This window comes from Parabacteroides sp. MSK.9.14 (genome assembly GCF_019041495.1).
Classification (GTDB): Bacteria; Bacteroidota; Bacteroidia; order Bacteroidales; family Tannerellaceae; genus Parabacteroides; species Parabacteroides merdae.
In genome coordinates this window covers 150,517-164,624 of sequence record NZ_JAHPXO010000002.1, presented here as the reverse complement: position 1 = coordinate 164,624, position 14,108 = coordinate 150,517, and the positions used below count along the sequence as shown (strand labels likewise).

The window sequence follows — 14,108 nt, the reverse complement described above, 5'->3', positions numbered from 1 at the left end:
TCCCGGATCAAGTCCGGGATAACGGGAAGTTAAAAAAGCGAGATAATAAAGCTGATAACCGGAACGAGGATAGCCGTCATGATCCCCATCAGGCCGATGGCAAGTCCGCTCAAAGCTCCTTCCACCGCACCGATCTGAATCGCAACGGAAGTACCTACCCCGTGCGAAGAGGCGCCCAATGCCAACCCTTTGGCTATGCGGCTTTCGATGCCTAACACTTTCATCACGAACGGCCCGACAATACTGCCGAATATTCCGACCGCCACTACGATGACGGCTGTCAGAGAAGGAATGCCGCCTGACTTCTCGGCAATGCCCATCGCAATCGGTGTCGTGACCGACTTGGGTTCGAGCGTGGCGACCAACGCGGCATCTGCTCCCATCAGTTCGCCGATCGCTATAACGCTGACAATCCCGACAATCGCTCCGACAAAGACGGACGTCAGGATCGAAATCACATTTCCTTTCAGGTATTGGATCTGCTCATACAATACATATCCTAACGCCACGACCGACGGCCCCAACAGGAAATGGATCAGGTGGCTGCCTTTCTGAAACGATTCGTATTCGATATCCATCGTTTTCAAGACAACGATAATAACAAATATGGAGGTAATAAGCGGATGCAGCAGGCTGATACGCGTCTTTCTGTACAAAGCCAAAGAAGCCAGATAAGTACCGATTACCAGAGTCAGTGAAAATACTTCCGATTGTGCCAGGTTATTCATTTTCGTCCGTTTCCTTTCCTAATTTTTGCTGGATGAGTGCTACGCTGGCAATTACGAGTATGGTGCTGACAACGGAGGCTGTTACGATCACAACCCAATACTGGGAAATGATACCGAGCGAATTCATTAATCCCACACCCGCCGGCAGGAAAAACAACCCCATGTTTTCGGTCAGAAGCGTGGAGAGCTTCTTCACTTTGTTCGGCTTGACGACTTTGAATGCCAGTGCCAGGAATAACAGCACCATTCCAATTACGCTACCTGGGATAAACCCGTCGATAAAATAACTGATAAACTCTCCTGTAAAATAGAAGAAGAGGATGTAAAATGCTTCTATTAGCATATTCTTACTGTCTTTTAGATAACCGCTGCAAAGATAACATCTTTGTAAGAAATATGTTCTACAACATATAATTTAATTTCGATTTTAACAAAAGCATTATGGATGGCTCAAGGTAACCGCATCAAAATTTTCCAAGGGCGTGATCCGCACACAAAGTTTTCTGCAAATCCTCTATCACTCTATCACAACGAAGGTTGTAGCTATTCATATTCAAGCGTCAGAGGCAGTGATACAAGACGTTTTCCTCTATCACTCCTCTATCACTTCTGAAATATGGAGCTTTTGATATATGATTAAGAATCAGTGTACTATCCTCTTTTTGTTTTTGAAAAAGCATATAAAAGAGTCGAATAAACAAATGTAAAAACGAATGTGGCAGGTAGTAAATCGACGAAATACGGTTCTTCATTCCACAAAAGTCCTCTCTTTTTTTAGTAAAGACAAGTACATAATTCCGTAAACACCCCCATGTTATCATCCTTTACACCCGGATGTATTGCTCCTCTACACCTGGGTGTAAGAGGGGGCAACATGGGGGTGTCCGGCAACTAAAGTACCGTGCTGAACAATAAAAAACACCCGGTTTTACCTATTTTACAGCCGTTTTTGCATAAAATAATCGAGTGATTTGCAGGGATGGGAGACAGGGGATTGTCAGTGATAGGGCAGTGATAGAGAAAACGGGCATATATCACTAATGAAACAATTTGAATATCAACTGATAGAAAGAAATCAGTGATACAGTGACAGAGGAAATGAGAAAAACCTGTATGATAAGGTCCTGTTTTTTCTTTGGTATATTTCATACGGTTCCCGAATTTTGATGAGGTTACCCTATGGATTACTATGGTTTTCACTCCTGTTTCTTGTTTTTCATTATATTTGTACTTCTAAGTTATCATATAAGATTGAAAAATTGAATGGAAAAATGGTCAATGAACTACTTTTTGAGCAATTATTTCGGATGTATTATGCGGAGTTGTGCCGCTATGCATCCCGTTATTTGTCAGATAAACAAATTGTAGAAGATATTGTCCAAAGCTTTTTTATTGCCGTTTGGGAAAAAGACGGTTTGACGATCAACGAGGATAACTTTTTGCCTTATGCTTATCGCTCTGTCTATAACCGCTGCTTGAATTACTATAAAGCTGAATTATCGAAAGAAAGTTTTCTGGCCTCGCTTGTAGAAGAGTGGAATGGACAAGCTGAAGAGGAGAATGATTTCCGGTATAAACAAGAAGTGCGGGAGGCTCTTCGTAAACTACCCCCTAAATGTAAACAAGTATTTCTTCTTAAATGTATAAAAGGATTGAAATATAAAGAAATAGCAGAAGTGTCCGGAATATCGGTCAATACTGTCAAGTATCATTTGGGAGAAGCTTTTCGAATTATGCGGGAAGAATTGATTGATTTACAAGGAACAGTCTTGCTTTTTATGCTAATGAAACCTGTTTTTGACGTTGTCGTGTAGCTGTTCGACATTGTCGAAGATATACGAATATATGTTCGGCATTGCCGGAAACAAATTACATGCAGACTGAATTTGTCATAGATACATGAAAAAAGTTTATTTTTTCCTACCCATTTTCCTGCCCACTGTTGTCATATAATAAAAAGGCATTGCAAATGAAGTCTGAAACGATATATGAGATCATGTTGTCTGTCCTGTCCGAAGATGCGACCGAAGACGAGCATCGCCTGTTGAATGAATGGCTTGCTTGTTCGGAAGCCAACAGAAAGCAGTTCGAGCAAGTGGGTGAACTATATCGCAGTTTCGAGACTGTCGGTAAGCAGGATGATTCTGAATATGATGTTGAACAGGCTTGGATGAGGGTACGCAACCAGACTGTAGAGAAGAAGAAAAAGTTTAACTTAAAAACTTGGTTGCCTTATGCGGCCTTGGTCGCTATTGCGTTTTCTATAGGACTCTATTTTATGAACAGACCTGCGGAGCCGGATTGGACTGCTGGGGCAGATGTATTGAAAAACATAAATCAACCGACTTTACTGTTGGATAATGGGGAACGGATTCCGTTGAAGCAGGATAGTTTTTCGATTCAGCAGGGCAATATGGTGATTCGGAATAATCTGGTTGGACAACTTTCGTATGAGTCGGACCGGGAGCAACCTTCAGATGAAGAAAAGCTGTCTTGGAATTACTTGGTGATACCGAAAGGGAATGCTTACGAACTGGAGTTGGCAGATGGAACACACGTTTGGCTGAATGCTGAATCGGAGTTATCTTATCCGACTCGCTTTGCAGGAGAAATGCGCGAGGTCCGGTTGAAAGGAGAGGCGTTCTTCGATGTGGCTAAGAATCCGGACTGTCCTTTTGTGGTGAGGACGGATGAAGTCGCAGTTCAGGTTTTGGGAACCTCTTTCAATGTCTCGGCTTATCAGTCCGAACAAATGGCTCGTGTCACACTGGTAGGAGGTTCTGTGGCTGTAAAAGCGAATGGTGGCGAAGAATTCCGGATTGTCCCCTCCGAGCAGTTCTGTTATAATAAGGAAAGCCGTAAGTCCGGGATACGGGTTGTAGACACGGATTTATATACATCTTGGGTAAAAGGAGAATATATTTTCAAAGATGCCGCGTTAGAGGAAATCTTTAATAAGTTGTTGCATTGGTATGATTTTACCGTCCGGTATCAAAATGAACAGTTGAAAGATAAGCGTTTTTCTTTGGTCATAGACCGGAAAATCAGTTTGGAGCAATTATTGGAGTTGATCAGTTTTACGTCGGATGTAAAATTGGAACGAAGCCAAGGAAATATCATTTATGTTAAACAAAAAAGAGAGGAGGTATGATGACTTAGATATCATGAAAACACAAAAAGGAGACAGTATGTACCAGATACTGTCTCCCGTAACAGATTACTAAACATTTTTATAACTCAGTTTAAACCTGTAAAATACAAATTTATGGAAAAAAGCAGACATGGGGCTTTTGTGTATGCACAAAAAGTCTTAAAGCACTCGTTATTTTTATTTTTACTCATCAATTTATTAAGTATTTCGCCGGATATTTCGGCTTCAACCACTCTTTTAGAGCAAAAGTACACGTTGAATTTATCTTTTAAAGACGCCCGTTTGGAGCAAGTTCTGGATGCTATTATGAAACAATCGGGAGTGAAAATAGCCTATAGTAGTGATGAACTTCAAAAGGACCAGGTGGTATCGGTGGATATCCAGACTTCTGATATTTTGACAGCATTACGCTCTGTATTGGGCGACGGTTATTCTTTTAAACAAATTGAGGATTATATCGCAATCGCCCGGAAAGAGATATCCGATGCATCGGATATCGTCAGCAATATTGCTGACGATAGAAATTGGACTATACAAGGACAGGTTCTTGAAAATATAGAACCTCCTTTTCCGTTGGCTGGAGTTAATATTGTAGTAAAAGGGACAACCTTGGGTACAGTCAGTGATGGAAATGGTTATTTTAGCATTAAGGCTCAAAAAGGAGATGTTTTAATTTTCCGATATATTGGTTTTAAAGATTATGAATATGTTGTCTCACGTGCAATTAGTAACTTAACAGTTTCTTTGAATGCCGAATCGGAAAAGCTGGATGAAATTGTGGTGACGGGGATCTCGGAAGAAAAGAAATTGAACTCGATTTCGTCTGTATCTTCTTTAGATATCAGTAAAAATCTGTCGACTAAACCAATTACATCCCTTTCTCAATCTCTGCAAGGAGGGATTACGGGATTGAATGTGACACAAAATTCTGGTCTACCGGGTGCTGATGCTGCAACAATTAAGATTCGCGGTATTTCTTCATTGGAGACCAATAATGATCCTTTAGTCTTAGTTGATGGCATTCCGATGGATATGAATCAATTGGACCCGAATACGATTGAAAGTGTGACGGTTTTGAAAGATGCGGCTGCAGCAGCAATTTATGGTGCTCGTGCTGCCAATGGTGTGATTGTCGTAAAAACGAAGCGAGGTATGCCAGGAAAGGTAAATGTTTCTTACAATGGCTATTTTGGCTTGCAGGAAGCAACGTATTTACCTGAATTTATAGATGGAGCCGGATATATGGAGATGGTTAATGCTGCAAACTTGAATATAGGTGGAAATGCAGTTTATTCTAAAGAGGCAATAGAAGCAACTCGTAACCATACTGATCCGATCAATTATCCGGATACTGATTGGGCAGATTGGTTATTCAAAACGGGTTCGCTGCAAAGTCATTCGGTTGCTGTTTCAGGAGGTAGTAATTTAGCTCGTTTCGCTTTGACTGTGAATTATTTGAAAAATAATGGATTAGTTGAAAATACTAATTCAGATCGATTGAATATTCGTGCTAATACATCTGTTAACTTGTTGGATAATTTGTCTGTGAATATGGACTTCAATTCTTATCGGACAAATAGAGAAAAACCATTATTTGATAATGGTGGGGATATTTTTACCTATATCTATCGTACACCACCTACGACAGTTATCCATTATCCAATGAAAGAAGGCAGTGATATTGTTTATTATGGGAATAGACCTGAGCAGCGTAATCCTGCAGCGATTATTGAACGTGGTGGAATTCGAACTAATTTGGAAGATAATATTAGTATCAATATTGCGCCTCGTTGGGAGATTATCCCTAAATTGATAGTTCGGGGACAATATTCATATCGAATCAGTAGCAGTGCACAACGGGATGAGCGAGAAGCCTATAACTTTTTTGATTACAATTCTGGTGCATTTTTACAAACATGGGGAGCGAGTTATGGAGCTTCCAAAGATCGTTCAAGTTATTACTATTTGGGTGGAACAGCCGAATATACATTTGAAAAGCGAAAGCATCGCCTGTTCACTATTGCCGGTTATAATCAAGAATTAACCAATAGTGGCGATTGGGATCGTTGGTCCATGGTTTCTTTGTTTGCAAAGGCCAATTATACGTTTGATTCTCGATATTTGTTGGAGGCGACTGTGCGTCGGGATGGCTCTTCTCGTTTTGGAAAAGGCAACAAATTTGGGGTTTTCCCCTCTGTCGGAGCTGGGTGGAACTTACATGAAGAGGCTTTTATGAAGCCATTGAAGGATCAGATTTCCGAGTTTAAAGTGAGAGCTTCCTATGGTTTGTTGGGCAACGAAAATATTGGGTTATATAAGTATCAGTCGTTGATCGATGCGGGCAATGGTAATGAGACTGTATTTGGAAATCCGGATATTACATGGGAAACTGTCCATATGCTGAACATTGGTGCGGATATTCGTCTCTTCAAAGATCTATCTATTACTTTTGATTATTATGATAAATTGACAACCGATATGATTATTACACCGCCGACTTCATATATCGGAGGTACTTCTTCAGCACCGTTAAATTCAGGTGAAGTTCGTAACAGAGGGTGGGAATTGGATTTTACGTATGGAAAACAGTTGACAAAGGATTTTGGGTTTAGTATACATGGTGGTCTTTCACAAAATAAAAACAAAATAGAAGAACTGTTTGGTGCTCCTTATGATCATGGTAATCGCATTCATCAAGTAGGATATGCATTGAATAGTCATTATGTCTATCCGACAGATGGTTTGTTGCAAGAAAATGATTTTGTGAAGGATGCTTCTGGAAATTTGAAACCGAAAGATGGCGTTGTTATTTTTGACGGGCAAAAACCGGGAGATATCCATTATTTGGATCAAAACGGGGATGGTCGTATTACGACAGATGATCGTGTTATCCGGGGAGATGATCAGCCCAATTTGAATTATTTTGCCAATATTACGTTGGATTATAAAAACTGGAATCTGGAAGTGTTATTTCAGGGTGTGCAAGGAGTGGATGCTTATTATTCCGAACCCTATTCTTTTGGTTTGAACGTAGGAGGAGATGGGCAAACTCCTTTAGCAGTCCAGAAAGACTATTGGACTCCGACAAACACGACTGCACGTTATCCGAGAATGGCTCCTAACTCTTCTTATGGTAGTAACCATCATACATCTGATTTTTGGCATTTTGATGCCAGCTATTGTCGTGTGAAATACATTCAGTTGGGCTATTTGTTCGATCAAATGGGACTGAAAAAAATAGGAATCTCTAATATCCGGATCTATGCCAATGTTCAAAATCCGTTTACGTTTGCCAAGGAAAAATTGGTTGATCCAGAAAGCCGTGGGCAACGAGGATCTTATCCATTAGTGAAAACTTATTCTTTGGGACTTAGTTTGAATTTCTAATAATAAAAAGGTTTGATTATGAAACAATATAATTTTTTTAAAATAGCTGTACTTTCGTCTATATTGTTGATTGGAACTACTGGATGTGAAGATTTTTTGACAAAAGACCATCCAACGGCAACAACAGACGATAAATTTTGGAAGACGATGAATGAATGTGAAAACGCATTAGGGCAATGCCGTTCATGGCCGAAAGCCGGACATGGTGGGGATGATTTAAGTTTTGTATGTATGGAAGGTATGACAGATAATATGTATTTTTTGTCCAATTTTGAACAGCGTATTGTCATGATGGGAAATGGTTCTTTGGTTCCTCCTACATCTAATAATTCACCTTCTTCTTGGGAATCGACTTTTTGGACTTGGCGTTATTATTATCAGAAAATCCGTCGCTGCTGCCGTTTCTTGGAACACGTGGATGCAGCCTATTTTTCGGATGAATCTGAACGAACACGTATGAAAGTGGAAGCGCGGACATGGCGGGCTTGGTACCATTTGAATTTGTTGCGGTGGTATGGCCGGAATGATGGTATACCTATTGTTGATAATTCTTTAGATCCTACGGAAGTGTATATCGGGCGTAATACGGTGGAAGAGTGTCTTGATTTCTTAAATCGGGAGTTTGATGAGATCCTAAATGTTCAAGATGAAAAGGCTTTTCCTTTCTTGTGGGACGAAGGACGCCGTGACCGTATCTGCCAGGCAGTGGTCTTGGCTATGAAGATGGACATTAACTTGCAGTTCAAGAAATATGATTTGGCAAAAGCGGCAGCAAAGCGCTTAATAGATTCGAGAGCATTTGAACTGTACTATGATACGGAATCTGAACCTTCGGATCTGTCAGCTAATTATCGCAACTTGTTTACCTATAAAGGAGAGCAGAATAAAGAACGTATCTTCTTTACCAAAGATGGTGCAAACGATATATGGTTCCGTAATATGGGGACGCCATTGGGAGGACAAGGTTGTGCTGCTCCTTTAAAATCACTGTTGGATACATATGAAACAATAGATGGTAAGACGATCCAATCTTTGCCTGCATCCGAACGTCAACAATACGAAAAGAATCCGTTGTATAAACCACGTGATCCTCGTTTGGCTGCTACTTATATACTTCCAGGAGATAACTCTTCTATCTCTAATTATACCTATACGCCGTTTGATCCTGGAAGTAGTGACTATGTTGGCAAGACTGGTGCTTCGCGTTCTGGGTATATGTTGAAGAAGTTTATTGATGAAAATGACCGTTCTACAGGCTATGGATCGTTAGATTTTCCTCTGTATCGCTATGCCGAAGTGCTGTTAGATTATGTAGAATGTTTGGTTGAAACGGGGGATTGGCAAAATCCGGATGTTGAGACTTATATCAATATGATCCGTCATCGTGCAGGATTACCGGCTATGGACAAGTCTGTTTATAACACACAGGAGAAGGTGCGCGAACTGTATCGTCGTGAACGTCGTGTGGAACTTTGTTTTGAAAACAAACGTTATGATGATATTCGTCGTTGGGGAATTGGGACGGAAACAATGAGTGGTCCGATTTATGGAGCTTGGAATCCGAATGATGAGGCTTTCGTATTGATAGAAACCCGTGCTTGTGTGTTTCCGAAATATGACTCTTGGCCATTACCACAACAAGAGGAAACGGCTAATTCCAATATAAAACAACCTACAGGCTGGTGATTGGAATTTGAAATGTAGAGTGTCATAACATTTATGACGATCTTTTGGGTATGGAATTTACAGCTTAACACGGAATGAAAGTATATTCATCCCGTGTTAAGCTGTAAATTCCATGGTCAAATAATGTTTATTAGTAAAGCGGATTTTATTTTGAAACATACTTTTGTGTGACAGATTGTTTTTTGCTTATCCAGCCAGTGCAGACGTAATGAACATGTAGATCATCATACCTATAATATCGTTTGTGATGGTGATAAACGGTCCGGTGGCCAAAGCAGGGTCGATCTTCAGTTTATCGAGAGTCATGGGGACCAGTGTTCCGAAGACACTGGCGAACATCACGACCGCAAACAAGCTTAAGGAAACCGAAGCGGTGATGCCTCTGTCGCCTAACATAAAGAAATTATAGATAAATACGACTAAACTGATGATGCTGGCGTTAATCAGTGAAACGACAGACTCTTTCAAGATCTGAGGCAGAATGTTTCCTTCCTTCAAACTGTTGTTGGCCAGGCCTTGTACCACGATGGCGGAAGACTGGATGCCGACATTTCCGCCTGTTCCTCCAATCAACGGAATAAACAGCGCCATCTTGGGGTTGACGGCAAAATTCCCTTCGAAATTACCTAAGATCAGTGAGTTCCCTATTCCGCCTATCATACCGATCAGGAGCCAAGGAAGGCGGGCGGCCGTTTGGGTGAAGACATTATCCGAAGTTTCCACATCCTGCGAGATACCGGATGCCAACTGGTAGTCACGTTCGTGCTGTTCGCGGACTTCATCCATGACATCGTCGATGGTGATACGTCCGACGAGACGCCCGATGCTGTCGATAACAGGTAGGGCGACCAGGTCATATTTTTCGATCGTCTCGGTCACCTCTTCGATACTGTCACTGTCGCGGACGGAGATCGGGTCTTTCTTCATCACATGCTTGATCTTCGAGACGGAAGGATTAGTGATCAGCTTCTGCAGGGGGAGGACTCCGCGAAGGCGCTCATCATCGTCAACTACATAGACGTAATAGATCTCATCCATGTCTTCAGCTTGCTTGCGCATCTCGTCGATACATTTGGGCATACTCCAATTCTCGTTCACCACGATCATTTCGGTACCCATCAATCCACCGGCAGTGTCTTCATCGTATTTCAAGAGGTCGACGATGTCGCCCGCCTGTTCTACGTCTTCGATGTGCGAAAGAATCTCTTCCTGGGTATCTTCGTCCAACTCACGCATCAGGTCTACAGCGTCGTCGGTCTCCATATTGTCCACGAAGCGTTTGGCAATCAGTTCGTTCGGAAGTTCTTTCAGCAACTTGTGACGGTCTTCTTCATCCAGTTCCATCAGAACATCCGCTGCCTTTTCGCCATCCATCAGCAGATAGAGGTAGATAGCTTCTTGCAAATCAAGCTCCTGGTACAGCTCGGCTATGTCCGCCGGATACAGTTCGTCCAGTATCTCCTTAATCTTAGCATCATCCTTCTCCGTGATGATGTCTTTTAGATGGTCTATATATTCTTTCGTCAGTTCAATCATGCTTTGGAGAATTTATGATTTATGATTTATGATTTGTGAAACAATGCAAGCTCCATAAGTCATAAATCATAAATCTGAAATCATAAATCTTTTAAGTTTCGCTCCGTTATCAGCGTCAGTTCCACGAACTGCTCTACGGAAAGCTGTTCCGGTCGTTTGTTAAAGATCGGGAGCGAATAATCGGGACAATCCTTACCCAGCAGAGGTTTCATGGAGTTGCGCAATGTTTTGCGACGTTGGTTGAACGAGGTTTTGACAACCGTCTTGAAAAGCTTCTCGTCACATCCCAACGATTTTCGGTCATTGCGCACCATCCGTATCACCGCACTCTTGACCTTTGGAGGCGGATCGAATACATTCTCGCTGACTGTAAACAGATATTCCACTTCGTACCAGGCCTGTAGCAGGACGCTCAGGATGCCGTATGTCTTACTACCCGGACCGGCAGCAAGACGTTCGGCCACCTCTTTCTGTATCATACCCGAACAGCAGGGAATATGTTCCTTGTAGTCGAGCACTTTGAAAAATATCTGACTGGATATATTATAAGGATAATTGCCAATCACACAAAACTGGTCCGGAAACAACTTGCCGAGATCCAGACGCAGAAAGTCTTCGGCCAAAATCTTGCCTTCCAAGACGGGAAAGTTCTGTTCCAGGTAATCGACCGATTCCATATCCAGCTCCACTACTGTCAGATCGTGTCCTTTTTCCAGTAAGAATTGGGTGAGGACGCCCATCCCTGGGCCAATTTCCAGTACAGGTAACTGCTTGTAATCGGACAATGTATCTGCAATACGCTCAGCTATTTGCAGATCTTTCAGGAAATGTTGTCCTAATGCTTTTTTGGGCTTAACTAATCTCATCCACTTCTTTGGTGTAATGTGTTCGTATTTAAATATAATGCTTATCTTTGCAGGCGTACAAAAATACAACAAATAATTTAAAGTCATCTACGTATAATGGATTTTAAAGCAATTCTACGCACGTTTCTCAAGATAATTCTCCCGCTTGCATTCGGTTGTTTACTCCTTTGGTATCTGTACAGTAAGATGGATATTGGCGAGATCTGGAATGTGATTCGTAAGGGGGTCCGCTATGAGATTATTCTTTTTTCCCTTTTGTTTGGCTTGGGAGCCAATATTGTCCGGGGATTGCGTTGGGGACTGCTGATTCGTTCGTTAGGTGATAAGGTGAAGACCTGCAATGTGATTTATGCTGTGTTGGGGAATTATGCTGTGAACCTTGTGCTACCACGTGTCGGTGAAGTCTGGCGTTGCGGGATGATAACCAAATATGACAAGATCCCGTTTACCCGCCTGTTGGGGACGCTGCTGATCGACCGTGTGAGCGATACCATCATGGTCGGGCTGATCACAATGTCCATCATTATCTTCAATTTTGATTTTTTCCATAGTTTCTTTGCGAAGAACCCTGCGTTGCTGGATGGTTTTCAGTCCATGTTCAACTCGATATGGATTTATGTGGCCGGCGTAATTTTTATTGCCGGAATTTGGTTTATATTCACATATATGAGTAACTTTACGCTGGTCAAGAAAGCAAAGTCGATGTTGCAGAACATCTGGGATGGAATGAAGAGCATCTGGCTGATGAAGCGTAAAGGTCTTTTCGTTATTCAAACCCTGTTGATCTGGACAGGATATTTCCTGTATTTCTACATCACTTTCTATGCTTTCGATTTTACCCGTGATTTGGGTGTGACGGTCGGTCTGATCGCTTTTACGATGAGTAGTATCGCTGTGGCGGTACCCGTGCAGGGGGGGATTGGTCCGTGGCATTTTATGGTGATCGCCACTTTGATGTGCTTCGGAGTAAAAGAAACCGATGCTGCGGCTTTTGCTCTGGTGGTGCATACGGTGCAAACTGCCTGGCTCGGAATTACGGGACTGTTTGGTGTGGTGGCGCTACCTTTTGTAAACAAAGGAATTGACAATGGACAATTGACAATTGACAATTAAATGCCCGGTTGTCCATTCGATATATAACATTAATTATTAACCTAATTGTCAATTGTTCATTGATTAAGTTGTCAATTGTCAATTAAAACGCAGTTTTATTTATGTCCGCAGAAATCAAAAATCTTTCTCCGCAGCCAGTTTGGGGTTATTTCTATGACCTTACGCAAATCCCTCGTCCGACCGGACATATGGAGGCTGTAACCCGTTTTATGGTAGCTTTTGGTAAAGGATTGGGATTGGAAACTTTGCAGGACGAAGTGGGAAACGTTTTGATTCGTAAACCGGCTTCTCCGGGAATGGAAGGACACAAAACCGTGACCATGCAGTCTCACCTCGATATGGTTCCGCAGAAGAACTCTTCGGTAAAACATGATTTTCTAACTGATCCGATCGATGCTTATATAGATGGAGATTGGGTGAAAGCACGCGAAACGACATTGGGTGCTGATAACGGTATGGGTGCTGCTTTTGCTATGGCTGTCCTGGCGGATAAGACATTGACGCACGGTCCTCTGGAAGCCCTTTTTACCATTAACGAAGAAGTGGGGATGGATGGCGCAGTCGGTTTGAAGCCGGGTTTCCTGAAAGGGGAAATCCTGTTGAACTGTGATTCAGAGGAAGAAGGCGAGTTGTTTGTCGGTTGTGCTGGTGGCGCCGATCTGAATGTCTCCATGCAATTTAAGGAAGATACTTATATTCCGGAGGGCGATGTTGCCGTGAAAATCAGCCTGACCGGCTTGAAAGGCGGTCACTCCGGTGTGGATATTCATTTGGGACGTGCGAATGCGAATAAGCTGATGTTCCGTTTTTTGAAAGAGGCCGTACGCGATTATGGGGCTCGTCTGTCATCTGTCGACGGCGGTTCGTTGCGCAACGCTATCCCGCGTGAAGCTTTTGCCGTAATAACAATTCCTGGAGATAATGTGGAAGCTCTTTGGGAGCTTGTGTCCGATTATCAGGAAATGTACCGCTACGAATATAAGGGCATTGAACACAATATTAATTTTACGGCCGAAATGACCGATATGCCGGCAACTCTGATTCCGGAAGAGATTCAGGATGATCTGATCAATGCGATAGAAGGCTGCCAGAACGGTGTGATCAGTATGCTGGTCGATTTTCCGGGTACGGTCGAATCGTCTACAAACTTGGCAATCGTCAAGTCCTCGAACGAAATGATCGAGATTCAGATTTTGGTTCGCAGTTCGTCCGAGAGCCGCAAGGAAGCTGTTTGTTCGAGTTTGGAAAGTATTTTCTCTCTAGCCGGGGCGAAGGTGGAATATTCGGATGGTTACGGCGGATGGCAGCCGAATATCGATTCGCCGATCCTGAAAATCATGCAGCAAGCTTATTTGGATTTGTACGGAAAGAAGCCGGAGGCTAAGGTTATGCATGCCGGTCTGGAATGCGGTATCATTCAGGAATCCTATCCTGATATGGACATGATCTCTATCGGTCCGGACTTGCAGCATCCGCATTCTCCTGACGAGCGTGTCAGCATTCCGTCTGTTGCCCGTACGTGGGACTTTATTGTTACGACGCTTGCGAGAATCTGATTCGTATATACATTATATAATAATATAATAGGAAGCTTCCGGTGGATCTTTTTCATCGGAGGCTTTTTTGTTGCCACAATGTCAA

At 42.4% G+C, this 14,108-nt stretch carries 10 protein-coding genes; 6 read left to right on the top strand and 4 right to left on the bottom strand.

The window, feature by feature from the left end; genetic code table 11:
* Positions 1-29: 29 nt before the first annotated feature.
* Together KTG12_RS01870 and KTG12_RS01865 are read right to left on the bottom strand one after the other, a co-directional pair.
* Positions 30-728: an LrgB family protein gene (locus tag KTG12_RS01870; protein ID WP_005634474.1), complete on the bottom strand. Its 699-nt coding sequence runs from the start codon at positions 726-728 to the stop codon at positions 30-32.
* Complete coding sequence (locus KTG12_RS01865; RefSeq protein ID WP_005634472.1) at positions 721-1,071, bottom strand: CidA/LrgA family protein; 351 nt, start codon at positions 1,069-1,071, stop codon at positions 721-723. The genes KTG12_RS01870 and KTG12_RS01865 overlap by 8 nt, the downstream gene beginning before the upstream one ends.
* 928 nt (positions 1,072-1,999) lie before the next feature.
* On the opposite strand from KTG12_RS01865, the gene KTG12_RS01860 reads away from it, so the two are divergent.
* From KTG12_RS01860 to KTG12_RS01845, 4 genes are all read left to right on the top strand, one after another.
* Positions 2,000-2,542 (top strand): RNA polymerase sigma-70 factor, encoded by a 543-nt coding sequence (locus KTG12_RS01860; protein ID WP_138272874.1) that lies wholly within the window; start codon positions 2,000-2,002, stop codon positions 2,540-2,542.
* Between the two features lie 155 nt (positions 2,543-2,697).
* Complete coding sequence (locus KTG12_RS01855; RefSeq protein WP_138272844.1) at positions 2,698-3,879, top strand: FecR family protein; 1,182 nt, start codon at positions 2,698-2,700, stop codon at positions 3,877-3,879.
* Positions 3,880-3,993: 114 nt separating this feature from the next.
* Complete coding sequence (locus tag KTG12_RS01850) at positions 3,994-7,266, top strand: TonB-dependent receptor (RefSeq protein WP_138272845.1); 3,273 nt, start codon at positions 3,994-3,996, stop codon at positions 7,264-7,266.
* Between the two features lie 147 nt (positions 7,267-7,413).
* On the top strand, positions 7,414-8,952 hold the full coding sequence (locus tag KTG12_RS01845; protein ID WP_229055487.1) for a RagB/SusD family nutrient uptake outer membrane protein: 1,539 nt from the start codon (positions 7,414-7,416) through the stop codon (positions 8,950-8,952).
* A gap of 186 nt (positions 8,953-9,138) precedes the next feature.
* Here the strand turns inward: KTG12_RS01845 and mgtE are convergent, their stop codons facing one another.
* Both mgtE and rsmA read right to left on the bottom strand, forming a co-directional pair.
* The gene (mgtE, locus tag KTG12_RS01840; RefSeq protein WP_005634441.1) at positions 9,139-10,488 is read right to left on the bottom strand and encodes a magnesium transporter; all 1,350 of its coding nucleotides are present in this window, start codon (positions 10,486-10,488) and stop codon (positions 9,139-9,141) included.
* 80 nt (positions 10,489-10,568) lie between these two features.
* Positions 10,569-11,354 carry a 16S rRNA (adenine(1518)-N(6)/adenine(1519)-N(6))-dimethyltransferase RsmA gene (gene rsmA / locus KTG12_RS01835; RefSeq protein ID WP_036723755.1) on the bottom strand — a complete coding sequence of 262 codons (786 nt, stop codon included), beginning with the start codon at positions 11,352-11,354 and terminating at the stop codon, positions 10,569-10,571.
* Between the two features lie 96 nt (positions 11,355-11,450).
* Between rsmA and KTG12_RS01830 the strand changes: the two genes are divergently transcribed.
* Both KTG12_RS01830 and KTG12_RS01825 read left to right on the top strand, forming a co-directional pair.
* Complete coding sequence (locus tag KTG12_RS01830; RefSeq protein WP_122205444.1) at positions 11,451-12,467, top strand: lysylphosphatidylglycerol synthase transmembrane domain-containing protein; 1,017 nt, start codon at positions 11,451-11,453, stop codon at positions 12,465-12,467.
* A 101-nt stretch (positions 12,468-12,568) separates the two neighbouring features.
* On the top strand, positions 12,569-14,023 hold the full coding sequence (locus KTG12_RS01825) for an aminoacyl-histidine dipeptidase (RefSeq protein ID WP_005634435.1): 1,455 nt from the start codon (positions 12,569-12,571) through the stop codon (positions 14,021-14,023).
* The last annotated feature ends 85 nt before the right edge of the window (positions 14,024-14,108 follow it).